Source organism: Sulfurovum sp. TSL1, from assembly GCF_019972135.1.
Lineage (GTDB): Bacteria > Campylobacterota > Campylobacteria > Campylobacterales > Sulfurovaceae > Sulfurovum.
Window position 1 is genome coordinate 1,132,195 of the sequence record NZ_BPFI01000001.1, and the last position, 19,228, is coordinate 1,151,422.

The window sequence follows — 19,228 nt, forward strand, 5'->3', positions numbered from 1 at the left end:
CTGAAAAAATGTATTACCAATCAATGGATTGAACTTTTCTGTCGTTAAACGGGAAAAGTAAACTCTGATGACTTGACAAATTCGTATATCCTATGGAAGTGCTGCGACCACTCTGTTTAAGGAAGAGTATCACAGATCCATCCGTAGAAAAACGGGGAAACTGGTTTGAACCGGTTGTTGTGATCGGTCTTGTGTCTGAACTTCCTGTAGAGGTAAGGTAAAGATTAAAGGTATTATCCCCAAATGCATTACTGCTTTCCCGACTTGAGTAGACTATTTTATCTTCATAGGCATCACAGGCATTATTGTTACGTCCGTGATACACCACTTGAGAGGTCGGTCCACCCGCTATAGACTTTTTAAATACATTGGCATAGCCCAACCGGTTAGAGACAAAGACGATACGACTCTCGTCATCAACATACCTCCCGTTCACATCAATACCTTTAAAGGTCGTTATCCTTCTCTTCGATTGTGATGCGAGATCAAATTCATAGATATCTGCCTGTCCTTCAGGTGCCATGGTAAGTAAAAGTTTGGAACCATCACTGTTGACATCAGAACAGACCAGCATCCCCGCAGAACTGGCTATCTTCGTTTTTGTTCCATTATAGATATTGAGCTTATAGAGTGCAGGAAGTGTCCCTTTATAAGAGGTATAATAAATATTTCTTTGTGCTCTGTCCGCCCATTTAGGGAAGAGGTTCAATCCGCCTTTGATAATGGTCTTTTTATAACTGAAGGTATAATCGGCCAAACGTATTTCACTGCGCCCAGGGGTTGTATAGACAGCATAGGCAACATAGCGATTGATCCAAGCAATACTTGGATATTGTAAAACATTGTTCATATCGCTTATCGCTTTGTGTATCAGAAACGGCATTTTTTCTTTGGAGGGAATCGCATAGCTTTTTTTAAAGATCTCTGTGCCGTTGGATGCTTTTAAAAGTCGTACCAGAAGTTTTGCGCCTGAGCGTTGCTCCATGGCATACTTAATGACATACTCCTGGCTTTTCAGGGCCGGTATGATATAGTCCGAAGAGAGCTCACCTATATGATGTGTAGTGTCCGGTAGGAAATGTCCGGAGATCTTAAGGTCTGAAAGTAATATATTAAACACTTTACTGCTCTGTTCAGGTGAACCGTCCATAAGCGCTATACGTGCCCGCTGCTCGACATCTTTTTCTATTTTAAGTGTTGCATCTACCCCATAAACGTTGAATGTAAGAAAGGTCAATGATGCAAAAATGACTAATAAATATCTCAAGAATATTCCTCTATTTTAGTGTTTGTTTTAGTCTGTATTGTATCCTTGCTCTCTTAAAATATTCATTAATTAATATCAAAATATTTTTTAGTGGTAGAATTTATGATAAAATAAAAAATAAAGGAGAATACTTTGAATGACATAGTGATAGCCTTAGCCAAAGCTGCTATTGCAGCAGCACTGAATCAACCTGAAGATTTTGATCTGGAACATGCTTTAAAAATCTATCCCGAGCTTAAAGAGAACGGTGCTGCTTTTGTCACCATTAACACAAAACCCCATGAACAACTTCGTGGATGTATAGGTTCACTGCATGCCCATCGTCCACTCTATCAAGACATTATACAAAATGCTCAGTCTGCTGCCCTGTGTGATCCCCGATTTTTACCGCTAAGTGTAGAAGAATTGGCTCATGTGACACTGGAAGTCTCTATTCTTTCAGAGCCTCAAGTAGTAAATTATACGGATAGTGAGGATCTCAAAAGTAAAATTGTTCCTTTCAAAGATGGAGTCGTACTAACACTGGACGGCAGACAAGCCACCTACTTACCTCAGGTCTGGGAACAATTGCCTCACTTTGATGATTTCTTCTCCAGCCTGTGTCTAAAAGCCAATCTTGGTATGGACTGTCTCTCTCAGCATCCTGAGATCTCTACCTATAGGGTCACAAAGTATAAGGAGGGCTCATAGATCTGCCCTCCTCCAAAATTCCTCCTATATCCAAAAGGTTATAAAATAGGGTAACCTTGTGACTGCTCTGATGAAATAGACCCTCGATACAGCGAAAATAAATAAAACAAAAGATATCATATTAAATAACATGATATCTGGTCATGGGAGGGGAGTCCTTTTGACTTTATCATTAGTCAATTCACCGTTAAAAGGGCAAGGATATATTTTCTATGAATTATCTCAAAGAACTGTTTCAATTAAAAGAGCATAGGGTTGTGGATCAAAACACACTTGACAATGTCTACCATTTCGCAAGAAAATCCCTCATCAGTCTTGTACTGCTTGAAACGATCTTTCTTTATTTACTGACGCCTTATGTTGGGAACCATGCATTTGTCTGGTATGGTATTACTGTAGTCTTTACATTGTGGAGACTGCATGATGCCTATGACTATAAGAACCATATTGAGAGGTATTCACTCGCAAGATGGCATAAAAGATTTGTGATCCGTTCCTGGATGACCGCATTGATGTATGCTGTTCTGATCCTCTTTATCACTCCTCAGCTCAATGATTATTATCAAATGCTTGTCTTTGTCATTATACTCGGGATGAGCAGTGCTGAAGCAAATACCTTATCGTATGACTACCGTACTGCGATAGGTTTTCTGCTCATACTCTATATCCCTCTTTTTGTGACGATGCTGCTCATTACAAAAGTGGAAACCATTATCCTTGCCTTTTTATTGCTGATCTATTTCTTTGCTCAGGCAAATATTATTTTACACTCTTACAGACAGAAAAAAACACTTGACAGTAAAGAAGAGCTTATCTCCGAAATGGAAGTCATGCTTCAGGAAAAACAGGAACTGCTGCACAGTTTATTTAAGGAAGCCCCTATCGGTATCTTCTCCTGTGATACAGACTGCAGTATCATCAACTGTAATGATAAACTGAGTGCACTTTTCCAACGCCCACAGGAAGAGATCATTGGACAAACTGCCTATAAGGTCTTTAAAAACAGTACCTCCGGAGATCTTCATAGGGTACTTAGAGGCAACGCTCTTGTCTCTAAAGATGCACATATACTTCCAAATAATGAAGAGCTGCTGGTAGAGATAAAATATTTCCCATATACTGACAGTGACAATAAAAGCATTGGTCTCATAGGTCTGGTGGACGATAAAACACAAGAACATAAAGCCCAAGAACAGTTAAGTATTCTTGCATCTCAGGATGCATTGACCTCTCTTCTTAATAGACGTGGATTTGAAGCATACATGCAGAATCTTACAAAAGATATCCGATATCCTACCTACTACTCACTGCTTTACTACCTTGATTTAGATGATTTTAAAAATATCAATGACACATTGGGACACAGTAAAGGTGATATTGTTCTGATTGACATATCAAGACGACTGAGCAAAGCATTAACTTTTTCTTGTGAGATCTGCCGGCTGGGTGGTGATGAGTTTATCATCATGATACCTTTTATCTCTACAAACATGGAGGTCATGCAAGAAAGAATGCACCATTTTGCAGAGAAGATCCTTCATATCTTTAAAGAACCATTCGTAATACATAACTCCACACATCTGCTATCTGCAAGTATGGGTATGCTCATAGTTGATCCCGGTTTTAAAAATATTGAAGAGCTTATACGTAGAGCGGATATCGCTATGTACCAGGCAAAAGGGTCGGGAGAAGTCACCTCTTTTTACAATGTCACCATCGATCAAAAACAACAAGAGGAATTTGCACTGCTATCCGATCTCCATCATGCCTTAAGAAATAAAGAGTTCATACTTCTTCTCCAACCGATCGTCTCTATGACAGAGGATACGGTTATTGCAGCAGAAACACTTCTACGTTGGCGACATCCGGCAAAAGGTGTTCTCACTCCGGATAGATTCATACCGCTTCTCATGAAAAGTGGCTTACTTTGGGAGACGACATGGTGGATCATCGAACAGACATGTATACAGATAGGCACATGGAAAAAACAGAACCGATGGAGTCTGGAATATATATCCATCAATATCGATATACTGCAGCTCCTGGAAGACAATTTTGCTCCGCGTTATCTTAGTATCATAGAACGTCATGGATTAAAATGTTCAGATATAACCTTGGAGATCACAGAGCAAACACTGGTAGAGAACTTTAAAAGCACCAAAGAGGTCATCTCTACTTTACAACAGTATGGCGTACGATTTGCCATAGATGACTTCGGTGTAGGGTACTCTTCACTCTCCTATATTCAAAATCTCTCTCTGGACACGATCAAGATAGATAAATCATTCGTCCTAAATATAGAAAATGAAATGTCAGATATTTTACTCATCAAAACCATATTTCACATCGCAGAACAGTTCAATTATACACTGGTGATCGAAGGGGTTGAAAATGAAAAGCAGAAAAGGATACTCTATGATCTAGATAACGATCTTGTTTATCAGGGTTTCCATTTTTCTCAACCTATCACAAAAGAAGAGTTTGGCATCAGATATTTATATAGTAAAAATATGTTAGTGTCTTAATATAGCTTATGACGCTAAAGCATAGCACCTATACCTATTCGGTAGCAATGAATTCAACATCCAACTCATAGGCTCTGTTCCCCTTATGCGGGCCAAAACCTATCTTCTGCAGCTGCCCCAAGTAAGCCATGAGACCTGCATTGAAAGCTTCATTTCCAGATGCTGTGACCACTTTAAATTGAAATGTACCATTAGGCTCGACTCTAAGCCATACTTTTGCCTTCTCGCCTGCATAGTCACTTTGTGCCGGCCAACCCTTGAGTTTCTCTTCTATTTTGGCTAAATAGGCATTCTCTATACCAGCATCGCTCTTTTTTTCTATCTTCAATGAATCAGAGACCAGATCACTTGCACTGGGTTTATTTGAAGCTTTGGCAATTTCAACTTTTTTAGGCTTTACAGGTGTTGTCTTCACAGGCTTAGGCTTGTCAATTTCCTTTTTAGAACTAATATTGGTAAACAGGTCTTTTGGTTTGTTTACCTTTTTTGGCGTGGTTGTATTGACATCTATTTTCTTTTTGACAACCTTTGCTTTTTTCACCACTTTTTCTTTAATAACCTTTTTCTCAACAATTTTCTTCTTCACCGTTTGTTTAGGCTTTGGCTTTGGTTTAGGCTTGGGCTTTGGTTTCACTATTTTCTTAGGTGCTGGTTTGATCTCTTTTTTAACCTGAGTTTTGGGTTCACTCATTGAAACACGTATACGTTCTTCATTTTTCTTCACAAAATGTACAGGTTTTTTTTGATCACGAGTATTGAAATAAAAGAGAAGCAGAGCGATGACACCGATGTAAATACCAACAGCCAACAATCCTGAAATAAATGTAGAAGACTTTTTGATCATAATGTTATCAGTGAGACCTTCTCGAAACCTGCTGCTTTCACACTTTTGAGAAGATACATAATGTTTTTATATTGTAAACTTTCATCCGCACGTATATAGACTTCAGAGTTTTTATCATGCTTTACAGACTGATTGACAAAATCGTCAGCAAAAGTATCTAAGGCATAGGTATCTTTACCCAAATAGATCTTTTGATCCTTGTCCATACGGATCGTAAGGGTTTTTGGTTTTTCTACTTGAACCGTTTTAGATCCTTGAGGCAACGTTATCTGTTCTTGAAAAGTGATCGTAGGTGCAGTGACCATAAGAATAGCCATCAACACCAGCATCACATCCACAAGCGGCGTAATGTTCAAGTCTGGATCATCATCCCAACTAAACATTATTCGTCCCCGCTGACCTGAGAAAGGATCACTTCTGATTGAGAAGAGAGCAGTGAACTTAGCTCATACGCCTTACGCTTGAGTATCAGATGAAATGAATAGGCAAATATAGCGACAGCAATACCCGCGGCAGTCGCGATAAGTGCTTCAGATATCGCCGGGGCAACGACACCCAAAGATGCGCTTGACTGTGTCCCTAGTTTCGTAAATGTTTCAAGTATCCCAACGACCGTACCAAAAAGACCTATGAAAGGTGAAGTGGATGCTATAATAGAGAGCCAGGTAAGGCCTTTTGTGGATACGCGTATCGCATCAGAAGATGCTGCTTGGAGTATCGCCTTATTGGGTACATTGACACGAGACAGATAAGTAAAAATAAGTGAATTACTGGCCACTGATTTTGACTGACCTGTATAGAGAGCTTTGAGTGATTTGGCTTCAGATGCAATACGTGCATTCAAGATATAGAATCTGTCAAGAAATACCCAAAATGTAGCGATAAAATATCCTGACAGCAAAAGCAGTACAAATATCGTGATTGCACTGCTTTCAAAGAAATAAGTAGCCAGAGAGTTCAAATTATAAAGACTTTCCGATTTGTTCTACTTTGCTTACTGCTGATGCAATAGCTGTACTAGAAGATTCTGCACTCTTCAGTAGCTCTTTTGCTGCTTCAAGTGCTTGTGCAAGATCACTATCTGCACCAGAAAGCGCAACTGCACCATCTACGATACAAGTTGTCTTCTCTTCATCGACTTTCACATACCCGGAATTAATAGCAACCGCTACTTCGCTCCCGTCTGCTTTATCGATCACAATAACACCTGTATCAAGTAATGATACCAGGGTAGCGTGATGTGCTAAAACACCAAATTCACCCTCAGTCCCTGGCAATGTGACCTGTTTTACTTCAGCGTCAAAAATCACACCGTTCGGTGTGACTATTTCTAGCTTCATAAGTTCCATAATTATCCTTTATAAGACAAGAACTAAGATTACTTAGCGTTAATCTTATCGTTTTTAGCAATAGCTTCAGCCATGTTACCTACCATGTAGAACGCAGCTTCATTCATATCGTCATATTTACCTTCGATAAGACCTTTAAATCCTTCAAGTGTATCTTCAAGTGTAACATATACACCTGGAGAACCTGTAAATACTTCAGCAACGTGGAACGGCTGAGAAAGATATTTTTCGATCTTTCTTGCTCTTTCAACCACAAGTTTATCATCTTCAGAAAGCTCATCCATACCAAGGATCGCAATAATATCCTGAAGGTCTTTATATTTTTGAAGAATCTGCTGTACGCCTCTAGCGATATTGTAGTGTTCTTCACCGATGATCTGCGGATCAAGCATTCTTGAAGTTGAATCCAATGGATCAACTGCAGGGTAGATACCTTTTTCAGCAATAGATCTGTTCAATACTGTTGTTGCATCCAAGTGAGCAAATACAGAAGCTGGAGCCGGGTCAGTCAAGTCATCCGCAGGTACATATACTGCTTGAACAGAAGTGATCGAACCTTTTGTTGTTGATGTAATTCTCTCTTGAAGTGCACCCATCTCTCTGCTCAATGTCGGCTGGTAACCAACTGCTGAAGGGATACGACCAAGAAGTGCAGACATTTCCGAACCTGATTGTGCGAATCTAAAGATGTTATCGATAAACATCAATACATCAAGACCCATTTCATCTCTAAAGTACTCAGCCATAGTAAGACCAGTCAATGCAATACGGTTACGTGCTCCCGGAGGCTCTGACATTTGACCGTAGCACAGTGCAACTTTGTCAAGTACGTTCGATTCTTTCATTTCGTAGTAAAGGTCATTACCTTCACGTGTTCTTTCACCAACACCGGCAAATACAGAATAACCACTGTGTTTCATTGCAACGTTGTTGATAAGTTCCATAATAATAACGGTTTTACCAACACCGGCACCACCGAATAGCCCGACTTTACCACCTTTGTTATAAGGTGCTAGAAGGTCAACAACTTTGATACCTGTTTCAAATACTTCTGTTTTTGTACTTTGCTCTTCAAATGGTGGTGGAGCTCTGTGGATAGACCAGTACTCTTTTGCGTTTACCTCACCAGCCTCATCGATAGGGTCACCGATAACGTTGAAGATACGTCCAAGCACTTCTTCACCTACAGGCACTTTGATAGAGTCACCAGTTGCTTTCACTTCCTGACCTCTCACACACCCTTCACTCATATCCATAGCAATGGTTCTCACTCTGTGATCACCTAGTTGCGCTGCTACTTCTAAAACCAATTTCTGCTCTTTACCGTCAACCATAAACGTAGTTTCTAACGCTTCATTAATCTCCGGCAGATAGTCTGTAAAATCCACATCTATAACGGGACCTAAGACTTGTACTATTTTACCTGTCATTACTTCTCCTCTAATTATTTCATTGATTCCATACCACTGATGATCTCTATAAGTTCAGTAGTAATCGCTTCTTGTCTTGCTTTGTTATACTTCACAGTAAGGTCTTTTACCATCTGTTTAGCATTGCTTGTTGCTGCATCCATCGCTTGCATACGAGCAGAGTGTTCTGCTGCCAATGAATCGATAAGTGAGTAATACATTGTATACTCAATATAACGCTTCACCAATGCATCAAGTAGTGTATCATCATCATCCGGCTCTACTTCCAATTCTGAAGTTGAAACCGCATCAAGTACCAGTTTTGACGAATCAACCGGTAAAACCTGATCTTCTCTTACCTCTTGAGTGATCATGTTTACATAACCGTTATGTACCAAAATGATCTTATCAGTCTCACCGTTCACATAAGACTCAGACACTTCAGAGACAAACTCTGCAGCCTGCTTAAAGTCAGGTGCAGCAGAAAGTCCTACGATCTCATTGTTCAATTCAAAATTATTGAATTTAAAATAATCGATACCTTTTCTACCCACTGCTCTAAGACGTACTTTTACGTTCTGTGCTTTATACTCAGCAATCAATTTGTTAACTCTTTTGATCGTCTGTGAATTAAAACCACCACAAAGACCTTTATCTGCTGTGATAAATACTATATCTACCATTTTAGGATTCTGTACATCCCTAAAATAGATATTGTCTATACCGTCAGCATTGGACTGCTGCATTTTTTGAGCGATCTCATTCAGGAGACCCGTCAATTTTTCAGCATAGACTCTAGATCTTTTAGCAAGCTCTTCTGTTCTTTTCAATTTAGCAGAAGAGACAAGCTTCATAGCGTTAGTGGTCTTTTGTGTGTTTTTAACACTTCCGATCTTACGCTTTATCTCTTTTAAATTAGCCATAATAAGCCTTTCTTATCCAGCGAATGAAGCTTTGAAATCTTCGATAGCTTTACGTAATTCTCCATCTGTATCATCAGAGATCTTTTTCTCATTTCTGATAGCATCAAGGATATTCGCATATTTTGCTTCCATAAATGGCATAAGGTCTGCTTCAAACTTTGTTACAGAAGATGCAGGAATATCATCAAGGTATCCATTTGCACCAGCAAAAATAATGACAACTTGTTTTTCAATAGGAACCGGTTGATAAGGCCCTTGTTTAAGTACCTCTACCATTCTCTGACCACGTTCAAGCTGACCTCTTGTATAGTCATCAAGATCTGATGCGAATTGTGCGAATGCCTGAAGTTCTCTAAATGAAGCAAGGTCAAGTCTCAATGTACCAGAGACTTGTTTCGTTGCTTTGATCTGCGCAGCACCACCAACTCTCGATACAGAAAGACCTACGTTGATCGCCGGTCTGATACCTGAGTTGAACAGGTCAGTTTCAAGGAAGATCTGACCATCCGTAATAGAGATAACGTTTGTCGGAATATACGCCGCAACGTCACCTGCCTGTGTTTCAATGATAGGGAATGCAGTAATGGAACCGGCACCTAACTCATCAGAAAGCTTTGCAGCTCTTTCAAGAAGTCTTGAGTGAAGATAGAAAACGTCACCAGGGTATGCCTCTCTACCCGGAGGTCTTCTAAGGATCAATGACATCTCTCTATAAGCAACAGCGTGCTTCGAAAGGTCATCATAGAAGATCACTGCATGTCTACCGTTATCTCTGAAGTACTCAGCCATAGTTACACCTGCATATGGAGCAAGGAACTGAAGTGCTGAAGAATCAGCTGCACCGGCAGTTACAACGATCGTGTAATCCATTGCACCGTGCTCTTCAAGCTTTTTCACTGTCGCAGCTACTGTTGATTGCTTTTGACCGATCGCAACATAGATACATACAACATCTTGACCTTTTTGGTTGATGATCGTATCGATAGCCAATGTTGTTTTACCTGTTTGTCTATCACCGATGATAAGCTCTCTTTGTCCTCTACCGACCGGTACAAGTGCATCGATCGCTTTGATACCTGTTTGAAGTGGCTCATGCACTGATTTTCTAGCCATGATACCAGGTGCTTTTTCTTCAATAAATCTATGCTCAGCTGCTTCAACTGCACCTTTACCGTCGATCGGCTCACCAAGTGGGTTCACTACTCTACCCATCATACCGTCACCTACTGGTGTTTTAAGAAGATCTCCTGCTCTTTTAACGCTCATACCTTCTTTGATACCTGCACTAGAACCAAGAACTACAACACCAACGTTTGCCTCTTCAAGGTTTAATACAAGTCCTTTAGCACCATTATCAAACTCTACAACTTCACCGGCCATAACATTGTTAAGACCATATACTGTTGAAATACCGTCTGCGATACCTACTACTTTTCCTACTTCATTGATGTCCACATCAATTTCAAAATTCTCAATTCTTTCTTTGATGATAGAACTTATCTCATCTGCTTGCAATTTAACTGCCACTGATACTCCTTTCTTTTAGATAACTACAAAGATTTCTTAATAAAATCAATTAACTGTTCTTTAACTCTCTGTTTAGAGAAGTTTACCTCTATACCCAAATCATCGACTGAAACACGTACCCCGTCAAAGTCACTTTTTTCTTGTGTCAATTTGATCATTGAACCTGTATACTTTTTAAGTGTTGCTTCAAGATCAGCGACTGCTGCTTCATCAAGTGATGATGCACTTTTCAATACACCTTCATACTCATTTGAAGCCCTTTGCTGATCTGAATTCAATACTTTTGTGATAGCAGGAATAAGATCAAGTCTTCCGTTTTCACCTAAAATCTTAATGAAGTTCACAAGCGTTGCATCCGTATCATTCAGTGCAGACAAGATCATTCCTGTCTTATCTTCACTTGAAATGATCGGAGATGTCAATGTTGACTTGATCTCCGTGCTGCTTACGACTTCACTAAGTACATTAAGTACTTCTAAAACACCTGAAAGGTCTTTAGTTACTGAAGAAAGTGCTTTAGCATATCTTTTAGCAATTAACTCTTCCATTACGCCACCTTCTTAGAAATAATTTCAACAACTTTAGCTTCATCTAACATGATATCTTCTGTAGTGATATTCTCACTTAATACCTCATCAATGGCTTCTCTTGCTGCTTTTCTTTCTTCTAGAGACATTTTCTCTTCAAGTTGTTTATCTAAAAGTGCTAACTCATTTTGATTTGCAGTTGCGATCTTTTCTGCCAGGAGAATCGCTTCAGCTTTTGCATCCGCAAGAATTTCTTCTGCTCTCTTTTTGCTTTCGTCTAAACGATTCTGCGCCTCTTTTTTTTCATCTTTCGCTGCTTGAAGTTTCTTTTCGATCTCATTCAATTGCGTTGCAATACCTTCGCTTCTCCCTTTAAAGAAGTTTTTGATCGGATTTGCGATCAAATAATATAGCAAAGCTGCAAAGATCGTAAAGTTAATGACTCTTGGCCAAAAGTCTGACTCCCTACCAGTTTGAGCAAAGTAACGGCTTGATTCTGCATCACCGCTACTAGCCAAAACTACAGCAGGTATCACAAGTAAAGACCATAGTACTATTTTTTTCATCTCCATCCCTTCCTATAATTTGCTAAATTTAGCTTTTAGGCTCTCTTTAAAAAGAGGCATTTGAGAAAGAAGAGAGTTTTTAAGGTTCTCTTTGTCAGAGTTTAGCTTTTCTACGAATTTGTTGTACTCAGTTTCTAATTCATTTTGTCTAGTCTCAATTCTACTTGCAGCCAATGTTTTTTCATCATCAATTGCTTTCTGTCTGATCCCCGCAGCTTCATTTTTAGCGTTGCTAATAATTTCATCTGCCTTTGCATTTAGTTCGTCACTGTTACCACTAAGACCTTTTGCAGCTTCCAAATCTTTTGCTATAGAGTGATCTCTATCATCCATGAATTTTACCAATGGCTGAAATAGCATATTATTTAAAAGAACAAGCAGGGTTAGGAACAATGCCAATACGAACAACATCAATGGTAAATGTATGTCAAGCATTAAAACTCCTCATGTAATTTCGCGTAATATTAACATTATTGACATGAGGATATGATTAAAATCTGTGAGTATTTTAAATATAAAGAGGAATTATAGGTTTTGTGTCATAAAGTGTTTATCTTCTACTCATTACTTTGCTTGTAACTGTGCCAGAAAGTTTTCAACCTCTTTTTCATTATCAAAACTGATCTCAATACTTTTTGCTTTGAGTTTATGTTTAAAAGGCAAACTCTCTGCTAGAAGATCAGCGTATTTTTCCAGTAGTTTCACACTGGCAGGTTTAGATGCAGTACCAGAAACATTCTCTTTATCTTTATGACTCTTGACCATATTTTCTGTGTCACGTACACTCAGTTTCTGACCAATGACACTGTCTATCACAATTTTTTGTTTCTTTTCATCAAGTCCGACCAGGACCTTTGCATGCCCCTGTGATATTTTTCCCTCCACAAGCTGCTCCTGGGCATAAGAGGAGAGGCTGAGAAGACGCATGGTATTGGTGATCTGTGATCGGCTTTTATGCACAATAGAAGAGAGGTCGTCATGTGTGATATTATGGACCTCTATCAATTCGGCATAAGAGTTTGCCAGTTCAATGGCATTAAGGTTCTCTCTTTGTATATTTTCGATCAGTGCAAGCTCACGGAGCCTTATTTCATCTATGTCTACATTGGCTATAATTGCTTTGATCGTGGTTAGTTTTGCAAGCTTGTGTGCTCTCAGACGACGCTCACCGGCGATAAGAAGATACCCGTCTTCTTTTTCTATCACAACGATGGGCTGAAGCAGTCCATGCTCGACAATAGAGTGGCTTAACTCTTTGAGGGCCTGTTCATCAAAATGTTTACGCGGCTGAAAAGGGTTTGCCGCAATGCTTTCAACAACGACCTCTTCTACCCTGGCACCTTGAGATTCAAGCTCAAAACTGTCAATATCGCTTAAGTCTCTTTCATACGCCTCTTCGACCTCAGAAAGGATCTCTCCCAGTCCCCTGCCTAATGCCATACCTAACCTCTTGCGATGACTGTTGCCAAGTCTCTATAAGCAACAGAACCTTTTGAACTGCCAGCATACGAAGTCACTGGTTTACCAAAACTCGGACTCTCAGCGATCTTGACATTTCGTGGTACAACGATACACCCTTTCCCTTTTTTTACGTGGAAAAGTTTATCTTTGAAGTGATGGCTTAAATCAGCAAGCACCTGTTTAGAAAGATTATTCTGACCTGAATACATCGTTGGTAAAAACCCTTTGATCTTGAGTTTTGGATTGATCGTCTTTTTCAAAAGGCCTACCGTATTGAGAAGTTGTGCCAATCCTTCCAGTGCAAAAAACTCGCACTGGATCGGTATGATCACGGAATCAGATGCACTCAAAGCATTAATAGTAATAGGGCCCAATGCCGGTGGTGAATCTATAATAATAAAATCAAATTTAGAAGCGACCTCTTGAATTTTTCCTTTCAGGAACAACTCTCTGTTTTTTGCCTTAGGGTTATAAAACTCTTTTTCTATACCGACCAACCCAATGTTAGAAGGCACAAGTTTAAGATTTTTAACATCTGTTTTAAGTATCACTTCCGAAAGCTTTTTACTGCCGATAAGTACATGATAGATATTATATTCGTAATCCCCTCTGCTAAAGCCTAAACTTGTGGTAGCATTGGACTGTGGATCAATGTCAAGAAGAAGGACTTTCTTCCCCTTTTCAGCCAAAGAAGCTGCCAGATTGACTGCTGTTGTTGTTTTTCCTACACCACCCTTTTGGTTGGCTATACTAATTATTTCGCTCATCGTAAACTATACACCCTCTTCCCCTCTATAATTAAAGAGCCATCTTCACATAAAGTCGCATCTGACAGGCTCTTTTTATCATTTTCAATATGCACTGAAAACTTTCTACTTAGCTCAAATTCTATCTCATACTCTCTAAAGATTTGCTTCCATGTTGGAAATTTTTCCATTTTCTCAAGGTAGGTTTCCAGTAGATTTTGGGCTGAAATATCGCATTCCAAGGCTCTATAGCCATTTTGAGAATTTTTTAAATTTATCCCCATTCCACATACTAACGTATTTTTGAATTTATTTGTAATGGTTCCGCCTATTTTTTCATCATTTATATAAAAGTCATTGGGCCATTTTAACCAGATATTTTTATCAAGTGCTTCAAGTGTTTGTTTCATGATAAAAGAGAAATAAATGGAGGCAGATTCAAGCGGCAGATCTTCAGGCAGATCATCCAAATCAACTGCGATGGAAGCAAAAAAGTTCCCTTCTCCCCCTGACCAGGTATTGTCACGGCTTCCGATACCTGAATGCTGTTGATTTGCGATCACAGCCAAAGGGGCCTGCAGGCTTTGCCTCTTTAATTGTTCCAAAAGATACTTTTGTGTAGAAGCAAGCGTATCAAATGATACTATCTCCAACTTTCAGCCCCCTTCCTACACAATATGCTTTGGCTGACATTGCCTTTTTTGATGCAGGCTGGATCGTTCCGATCTGTAAAGATCCTTTCAGACAGCCGACTACGACACTTTCATCTATAAAAGAGAGAATCTCAAATGCCTTGTTATGTGACCCTGTATCTACCAGAGATACTGCATCAAACTTTGTGCCATTCGCCGCAAAAATACCTGGCCAACCTTCAAATGCACGGTATTTATTATAGATGACACGTGCATCTTCAAAATCCACTTCACCATCACTTTTTTTGATCTTTTTACAAAGTGTCGCCTCAGCCTCATTTTGCACTTGAGGTGTGATATGCTCATAATTTCTGATGGTGCTTAGCGTCAGTCTGCATGCATCAGACGTTAATTGTGCCATCAATGCATGAAGACGCATCTCTTCGGGTATGGCGAACTCTATTTTTTCAAGCATCGGACCCGTATCCAGCCCCTCTTCCATCAGCATGGAAGTGACACCGGTTTTTGCATCACCGTGAAGTAAAGATTGCTGTACAGGAGAGGCACCTCTATACTGAGGTAAAAGTGAAGCATGCAAATTAATGCAAGGTGCAATATCCAATATACTTTTAGGCAATATCTGTCCAAATGCTGCCACCACGATAAAATCAGGCTTCAATGCTTTGATCGTATCTTCAATACCTTTATCACTTAGCCGATCAGGCTGTAGAACATCAATCCCGTGCTGTAATGCCAATTCCTTTACCGGAGGTGCAGTCAAAATTTTCTTACGTCCGACAGGACGGTCTGGTTGTGTCAGAACCAAAGAGACTTCCATATCTTCAGCCTCTATCAGTGTCTCGAGTATCTCTTTTGCATAGTGGGGCGTTCCCATATAGACTATTTTGTATTTCATTCTCTCTTCTTATTCTAAATTCTGATCAGGCTTTAAACAGTGTTCCGCCCTTATGCTCACCCTCTACAAGAAAAGCTTTCACATCACTCAGATCAAATCCGCTTGCCAAAAACATCTCTCTGTCATGTCGCATTAAAAAATCTGCAGATTGCAGTTTGGTCACTATACCACCTGTAGCAAATTCATTGTTCGGTGTATGTTCAGCGTTGAGTTCATCCTCTTCCAGCCTATTGACCACCACCCTTCTTTTGGCATCGCTATATTTATTTGGATCTTTGTCATAAAAGGCATCGATGTCCGAGAGTATGACAAGCAGTGCTGCATCAAAATAGTGTGCGACATGCGCAGAGAGCCTGTCATTGTCCCCGAAGACCAACTCTTCAATACTTACCGTATCATTTTCATTGATGATCGGCACCACATTGTTTTTTAACAATGTATCTATCGCATTTTTGGCATGTGCAATATGCTCAGGTTCCCCAAACACATCTGCACTCAAAAGGACTTGGGAACAGAGTAGATCAAATCTGGCAAACTTCTCCTGATACATTTTCAGAAGCAAAGGCTGACCTATCGCAGCCAGTGCCTGCTTATTTGCAACTTGACTCCTATCCAGTGGCAACTGTGTATATCCTGCCGATACCGCACCCGAACTTACCAAGATCACATCATAGTGATGTGTTTTCAGTTCAGCTATCAATTGCACCAATGCCAACATGCGTGGTTTGGCTATAGCACCATTTTCTGTTAAAACGTGAGAACCCACTTTAATGACTATTCTTTTCATAAAACCTACTTACTCAGATTCCTGTTCAGCTTTAACCATTTTGACAAAATCACCGATCGCATAACGCAGTGCCTCCGTATTCAAATGTGCGACAGATGAGATAGGAAGTACAAAAAACGGTTTCTCTTCTGGCAGTTGTACACCAAAATCTGTCTTAAATCCATAACTTAGATAGTTTTTATCTGCTTTATATTTATGTAATATCTCATTCGCTTCCAAACCTATATCGGCCAAGAATGTTTCTGTCAAAACATTCACTTCATCTTGTGACAGTGAATCGATTTTGGTAATGGCGATCGCATGCTTTCGTGTGGCAAGTGTTTCAGAATAACGTTTTAACTCAACTAAAAGCGTCTCATACTGATACTTCATCTCTCTGTAATTTGCCGCATCGATCATCAAAAGTAAGGTTTTTGTTCTCTCAATATGTTTCAAAAATTCCAATCCAAGACCTCTACCGTCACTGGCACCCTCGATAATTCCAGGTATATCTGCCATCATAAAAGAATCAAAGTCTCCTACATGCACCACACCGAGTTTCGGTGTCAGCGTTGTAAACTCATAGTTGGCTACTTGCGGTCTCGCGTTGGAAAGTGTAGAGATAAGTGTGGATTTTCCTACATTCGGATACCCCACTAAACCTACATCTGCAATGAGTTTCATTTCAAGTCTTACATGCTTGGAGATCCCTGGAAGTCCGGGCTGCGCATAGGTTGGTCTTTGGTTACTTGAGCTTTTAAAGTGCATATTTCCCAAACCGCCCTTGCCTCCTTCAAGAAAGAGTACTACTTCTCCTTCATTGACCAGATCAAGCAACTCTTCACCTGTATCAACATCTACGACTGTTGTACCCGGAGGTACCGTGATAATAGTGTCATGCCCCTTACGACCATAACACTTACGCCCTTCTCCCGGACGACCATTTTCTGCTTTGATATGGTTTCGGCCACGAAGTGCCGAAAGGGTATCTGTATTGTTATCTATTTTAAAATATACAGAACCTCCACGGCCACCGTCACCGCCATCAGGTCCGCCTTTAGAAACAAATTTTTCTGTCCAAAAAGAGATGGCACCTGCACCACCTTTACCAGAACTAATTGTTAGTTCTACACTATCTACAAACATTTATAACCTTTAATTTTGTGAAAAAAACTACTGTATATACTCTTACATATATGATCATAGTATATGAATTACGAAATTATATCTAAATTAGGGGAAGAATCGCTATAATTTTCATATTTGATCTAAAAGGCGAATATATGTCTCATCGAACAACGCTATCATTTTTCATCATAGGCAGTGTATTATCCTATCTCACAGGATGCAGCTCAGAAAAAGAACCTGTACATCAAAATGGATATTATCATAGCGGTATCTATTTTGGTAAAAACTTTCCTCCAAGCTATAAAAAAGGCATTACAGATGGGTGTACCACATCCAAAGGTAGATATACCAAATCACATACACTCTTTAATAATGATCTAAATTATAATCATGGCTGGTTTTTAGGCCGTAACAAATGTAGACATCTACTGGTTATAGAAGATGAAAAAAATGAGGAAACATAAGTCCGAACTAGCCGGACTTATAAAGGGATTATGCAGGGACTACTGAAACTTTCTTTTGAGTAGCAGATTTATTGTCAAACTTCACTACACCTTCAACAAGTGCAAATATAGTATGGTCTTTACCCATTCCTACACCTGTACCTGGGTGAACTTTAGTTCCTCTTTGTCTGATGATGATGTTACCAGGGATAACAGCTTCACCACCAAATTTTTTAACGCCTAAACGACGTCCAGCTGAATCACGGTTATTTTGAGTGGATCCTTGTCCTTTCTTGTGTGCCATCTGAGCTCCTTATGCTATTTTAGTAATTCTAACTCTTGTAAAGTCTCTTCTGAAACCTCTTTTAAGTTTTGAATCTTTTCTTCTTCTTTTTTTGTAGATGATAACTTTTTTATCTCTACCTTCATTGATTACTTCACCTTTAACTACAGCACCCTCTACGAAAGGAGCTCCTACAGTTAATTCACCGTTGTCTAGTGCTAGAACTTCTTTAAATTCTACCGCTGCTTTTGGCTCAAGATTCATGTTGTCAAAACAGATGATATCACCCTCTTGAACTTTAAATTGTTGGCCACTTGCTTTAATGATTGCGTACATTGCAAAACCCTTTATATCTATTGTTTTTTAAAAAGTTCGTGATTATACCCAAAGTTGTTTTAATATTTTTTTAAACTAAACCACTTTCCTTGAGTATTCATTACTTTTCTCTTTAATACGTATAATCCACGCCAGAAAGTGCGATGCAGTCTATCTCAACCAGTGCATTTTTTGGAAGTGTTTTCACAGCTACTGTACTACGTACCGGTTTATGTGTACCAAAATAATGTGCATAGATCGCATTGACTTTTTCGAAGTCATTCATATCTGCCAAGAATATCGTTGTCTTGATCACATCATTGAAGTGTGCACCGGCTGCTTCAAGTACATAAAAAAGGTTTTTCATGACCTGATGTGTTTGGTTCTCTACATCATCTGCAGCCATCACACCTTCCGGTGTCAATGCGATCTGTCCTGAAGTGTAGATAAATCCATTTGCCTCAACCGCTTGTGAGTATGGTCCTATTGCTGCGGGTGCTTCATTTGTCGAAATAAATTTCATTTACATGTTCTCCTTAATTTCTTTCATAAAATATATACGATGTTGAGTAATCAGAAAATTCAAAATAAACCTTCTTCTCTCCTTCATCTTGTTTACCGTTAAAGTTCAGGTCATCAATGCCGTATCCGTAACGATACGGTCTTTGCTTACTGTCATTACTTCCATACGCCGTTGAGATTTTATCTATTTTGATAAATTTATGTACCAGTTTATCCCCGGCATAGATGTCAAGAACGCCGTTGGTACCCGTCCAGTTTTGCAGTGAGCGGCTAAGAGTGTTCTGAGTCTCTTGGGTACATCCCGAAAAGAACAAAATGATTCCTGATAAAAGCAAACTGTCTAATTTCATAGTATTCCTTTATTCTTTATCGTATTTTAGCACTAATTG

24 protein-coding genes are annotated in these 19,228 nt (G+C 39.4%); 3 read left to right on the forward strand and 21 right to left on the reverse strand.

The features are described from left to right. Positions 1–13 precede the first annotated feature (13 nt). Entirely contained in the window at positions 14–1,267 is a 1,254-nt protein-coding gene (gene tolB, locus LDM98_RS05500; protein ID WP_223898338.1) for a Tol-Pal system protein TolB, read from the reverse strand. Positions 1,268–1,399: 132 nt separating this feature from the next. Between tolB and amrA the strand changes: the two genes are divergently transcribed. Further along, the gene (gene amrA, locus LDM98_RS05505) at positions 1,400–1,957 is read left to right on the forward strand and encodes an AmmeMemoRadiSam system protein A (protein ID WP_223898339.1); all 558 of its coding nucleotides are present in this window, start codon (positions 1,400–1,402) and stop codon (positions 1,955–1,957) included. A gap of 212 nt (positions 1,958–2,169) precedes the next feature. Then, positions 2,170–4,482: a bifunctional diguanylate cyclase/phosphodiesterase gene (locus LDM98_RS05510; protein WP_223898340.1), complete on the forward strand. Its 2,313-nt coding sequence runs from the start codon at positions 2,170–2,172 to the stop codon at positions 4,480–4,482. Positions 4,483–4,516: 34 nt separating this feature from the next. Here LDM98_RS05510 and LDM98_RS05515 read toward each other — a convergent pair whose 3' ends face one another. From LDM98_RS05515 to obgE, 16 genes are all read right to left on the reverse strand, one after another. After that, positions 4,517–5,326: a TonB C-terminal domain-containing protein gene (locus LDM98_RS05515; protein WP_223898341.1), complete on the reverse strand. Its 810-nt coding sequence runs from the start codon at positions 5,324–5,326 to the stop codon at positions 4,517–4,519. Continuing rightward, positions 5,323–5,709 (reverse strand): biopolymer transporter ExbD, encoded by a 387-nt coding sequence (locus tag LDM98_RS05520; RefSeq protein ID WP_223898342.1) that lies wholly within the window; start codon positions 5,707–5,709, stop codon positions 5,323–5,325. The genes LDM98_RS05515 and LDM98_RS05520 overlap by 4 nt, the downstream gene beginning before the upstream one ends. Continuing rightward, positions 5,709–6,287: a MotA/TolQ/ExbB proton channel family protein gene (locus LDM98_RS05525; RefSeq protein WP_223898343.1), complete on the reverse strand. Its 579-nt coding sequence runs from the start codon at positions 6,285–6,287 to the stop codon at positions 5,709–5,711. The genes LDM98_RS05520 and LDM98_RS05525 overlap by 1 nt, the downstream gene beginning before the upstream one ends. A 1-nt stretch (position 6,288) precedes the next feature. After that, entirely contained in the window at positions 6,289–6,675 is a 387-nt protein-coding gene (gene atpC, locus LDM98_RS05530) for an ATP synthase F1 subunit epsilon (RefSeq protein ID WP_223898344.1), read from the reverse strand. A gap of 29 nt (positions 6,676–6,704) precedes the next feature. Further along, on the reverse strand, positions 6,705–8,105 hold the full coding sequence (atpD, locus tag LDM98_RS05535) for a F0F1 ATP synthase subunit beta (RefSeq protein ID WP_223898345.1): 1,401 nt from the start codon (positions 8,103–8,105) through the stop codon (positions 6,705–6,707). Between the two features lie 14 nt (positions 8,106–8,119). Then, entirely contained in the window at positions 8,120–9,007 is an 888-nt protein-coding gene (gene atpG / locus LDM98_RS05540; RefSeq protein ID WP_223898346.1) for an ATP synthase F1 subunit gamma, read from the reverse strand. Between the two features lie 12 nt (positions 9,008–9,019). Continuing rightward, a complete protein-coding gene (gene atpA, locus LDM98_RS05545; protein WP_223898347.1) occupies positions 9,020–10,534 on the reverse strand; it encodes a F0F1 ATP synthase subunit alpha in 1,515 nt (504 codons plus the stop codon). A gap of 23 nt (positions 10,535–10,557) precedes the next feature. Beyond that, a complete protein-coding gene (locus tag LDM98_RS05550) occupies positions 10,558–11,082 on the reverse strand; it encodes a F0F1 ATP synthase subunit delta (RefSeq protein WP_223898348.1) in 525 nt (174 codons plus the stop codon). Next, a complete protein-coding gene (locus tag LDM98_RS05555) occupies positions 11,082–11,627 on the reverse strand; it encodes a F0F1 ATP synthase subunit B (RefSeq protein WP_223898349.1) in 546 nt (181 codons plus the stop codon). The genes LDM98_RS05550 and LDM98_RS05555 overlap by 1 nt, the downstream gene beginning before the upstream one ends. A 12-nt stretch (positions 11,628–11,639) precedes the next feature. Continuing rightward, complete coding sequence (locus LDM98_RS05560) at positions 11,640–12,062, reverse strand: F0F1 ATP synthase subunit B' (protein ID WP_223898350.1); 423 nt, start codon at positions 12,060–12,062, stop codon at positions 11,640–11,642. A 129-nt stretch (positions 12,063–12,191) separates the two neighbouring features. Further along, the gene (locus LDM98_RS05565) at positions 12,192–13,067 is read right to left on the reverse strand and encodes a ParB/RepB/Spo0J family partition protein (RefSeq protein WP_223898351.1); all 876 of its coding nucleotides are present in this window, start codon (positions 13,065–13,067) and stop codon (positions 12,192–12,194) included. Positions 13,068–13,069: 2 nt separating this feature from the next. Beyond that, on the reverse strand, positions 13,070–13,855 hold the full coding sequence (locus tag LDM98_RS05570) for a ParA family protein (protein ID WP_223898352.1): 786 nt from the start codon (positions 13,853–13,855) through the stop codon (positions 13,070–13,072). Next, positions 13,852–14,487, reverse strand: coding sequence for a biotin--[acetyl-CoA-carboxylase] ligase (locus LDM98_RS05575; protein WP_223898353.1), 636 nt, complete (start codon positions 14,485–14,487; stop codon positions 13,852–13,854). The genes LDM98_RS05570 and LDM98_RS05575 overlap by 4 nt, the downstream gene beginning before the upstream one ends. Then, positions 14,468–15,382, reverse strand: coding sequence for a methionyl-tRNA formyltransferase (fmt, locus tag LDM98_RS05580; protein ID WP_223898354.1), 915 nt, complete (start codon positions 15,380–15,382; stop codon positions 14,468–14,470). Before fmt ends, LDM98_RS05575 begins: the two co-directional genes overlap by 20 nt. A 25-nt stretch (positions 15,383–15,407) precedes the next feature. Beyond that, positions 15,408–16,169 carry a glutamate 5-kinase gene (proB, locus tag LDM98_RS05585; RefSeq protein WP_223898355.1) on the reverse strand — a complete coding sequence of 254 codons (762 nt, stop codon included), beginning with the start codon at positions 16,167–16,169 and terminating at the stop codon, positions 15,408–15,410. 9 nt (positions 16,170–16,178) lie between these two features. Then, positions 16,179–17,294, reverse strand: a complete 1,116-nt coding sequence (obgE, locus tag LDM98_RS05590) for a GTPase ObgE (protein WP_223898356.1) — start codon at positions 17,292–17,294, stop codon at positions 16,179–16,181. 137 nt (positions 17,295–17,431) lie between these two features. On the opposite strand from obgE, the gene LDM98_RS05595 reads away from it, so the two are divergent. After that, positions 17,432–17,740 carry a hypothetical protein gene (locus LDM98_RS05595; RefSeq protein ID WP_223898357.1) on the forward strand — a complete coding sequence of 103 codons (309 nt, stop codon included), beginning with the start codon at positions 17,432–17,434 and terminating at the stop codon, positions 17,738–17,740. Positions 17,741–17,768: 28 nt separating this feature from the next. Here the strand turns inward: LDM98_RS05595 and rpmA are convergent, their stop codons facing one another. From rpmA to LDM98_RS05615, 4 genes are all read right to left on the reverse strand, one after another. Further along, positions 17,769–18,023: a 50S ribosomal protein L27 gene (rpmA, locus tag LDM98_RS05600; protein WP_223898358.1), complete on the reverse strand. Its 255-nt coding sequence runs from the start codon at positions 18,021–18,023 to the stop codon at positions 17,769–17,771. A gap of 9 nt (positions 18,024–18,032) precedes the next feature. Then, a complete protein-coding gene (rplU, locus tag LDM98_RS05605; protein ID WP_008243937.1) occupies positions 18,033–18,338 on the reverse strand; it encodes a 50S ribosomal protein L21 in 306 nt (101 codons plus the stop codon). A 112-nt stretch (positions 18,339–18,450) separates the two neighbouring features. Then, positions 18,451–18,840 (reverse strand): RidA family protein, encoded by a 390-nt coding sequence (locus tag LDM98_RS05610; RefSeq protein ID WP_223898359.1) that lies wholly within the window; start codon positions 18,838–18,840, stop codon positions 18,451–18,453. 13 nt (positions 18,841–18,853) lie between these two features. After that, positions 18,854–19,189, reverse strand: coding sequence for a hypothetical protein (locus LDM98_RS05615; protein ID WP_223898360.1), 336 nt, complete (start codon positions 19,187–19,189; stop codon positions 18,854–18,856). Between the last annotated feature and the right edge of the window lie 39 nt (positions 19,190–19,228).

What these genes read in the sequence shown, in the direction of transcription:
- LDM98_RS05520 (WP_223898342.1), bottom strand. Translation starts at nt 5,709, where the DNA reads ATGTTTAGTTGGGATGATGATCCAGACTTGAACATTACGCCGCTTGTG.
- LDM98_RS05570 (WP_223898352.1), bottom strand. Translation starts at nt 13,855, where the DNA reads ATGAGCGAAATAATTAGTATAGCCAACCAAAAGGGTGGTGTAGGAAAA.
- LDM98_RS05550 (WP_223898348.1), bottom strand. Translation starts at nt 11,082, where the DNA reads ATGGAAGAGTTAATTGCTAAAAGATATGCTAAAGCACTTTCTTCAGTA.
- LDM98_RS05510 (WP_223898340.1), top strand. Translation starts at nt 2,170, where the DNA reads ATGAATTATCTCAAAGAACTGTTTCAATTAAAAGAGCATAGGGTTGTG.
- atpD (WP_223898345.1), bottom strand. Translation starts at nt 8,105, where the DNA reads ATGACAGGTAAAATAGTACAAGTCTTAGGTCCCGTTATAGATGTGGAT.
- LDM98_RS05555 (WP_223898349.1), bottom strand. Translation starts at nt 11,627, where the DNA reads ATGAAAAAAATAGTACTATGGTCTTTACTTGTGATACCTGCTGTAGTT.
- fmt (WP_223898354.1), bottom strand. Translation starts at nt 15,382, where the DNA reads ATGAAATACAAAATAGTCTATATGGGAACGCCCCACTATGCAAAAGAG.
- LDM98_RS05560 (WP_223898350.1), bottom strand. Translation starts at nt 12,062, where the DNA reads ATGCTTGACATACATTTACCATTGATGTTGTTCGTATTGGCATTGTTC.
- proB (WP_223898355.1), bottom strand. Translation starts at nt 16,169, where the DNA reads ATGAAAAGAATAGTCATTAAAGTGGGTTCTCACGTTTTAACAGAAAAT.
- LDM98_RS05615 (WP_223898360.1), bottom strand. Translation starts at nt 19,189, where the DNA reads ATGAAATTAGACAGTTTGCTTTTATCAGGAATCATTTTGTTCTTTTCG.
- rplU (WP_008243937.1), bottom strand. Translation starts at nt 18,338, where the DNA reads ATGTACGCAATCATTAAAGCAAGTGGCCAACAATTTAAAGTTCAAGAG.
- obgE (WP_223898356.1), bottom strand. Translation starts at nt 17,294, where the DNA reads ATGTTTGTAGATAGTGTAGAACTAACAATTAGTTCTGGTAAAGGTGGT.
- rpmA (WP_223898358.1), bottom strand. Translation starts at nt 18,023, where the DNA reads ATGGCACACAAGAAAGGACAAGGATCCACTCAAAATAACCGTGATTCA.
- atpG (WP_223898346.1), bottom strand. Translation starts at nt 9,007, where the DNA reads ATGGCTAATTTAAAAGAGATAAAGCGTAAGATCGGAAGTGTTAAAAAC.
- atpC (WP_223898344.1), bottom strand. Translation starts at nt 6,675, where the DNA reads ATGGAACTTATGAAGCTAGAAATAGTCACACCGAACGGTGTGATTTTT.
- LDM98_RS05515 (WP_223898341.1), bottom strand. Translation starts at nt 5,326, where the DNA reads ATGATCAAAAAGTCTTCTACATTTATTTCAGGATTGTTGGCTGTTGGT.
- LDM98_RS05565 (WP_223898351.1), bottom strand. Translation starts at nt 13,067, where the DNA reads ATGGCATTAGGCAGGGGACTGGGAGAGATCCTTTCTGAGGTCGAAGAG.
- LDM98_RS05610 (WP_223898359.1), bottom strand. Translation starts at nt 18,840, where the DNA reads ATGAAATTTATTTCGACAAATGAAGCACCCGCAGCAATAGGACCATAC.
- LDM98_RS05595 (WP_223898357.1), top strand. Translation starts at nt 17,432, where the DNA reads ATGTCTCATCGAACAACGCTATCATTTTTCATCATAGGCAGTGTATTA.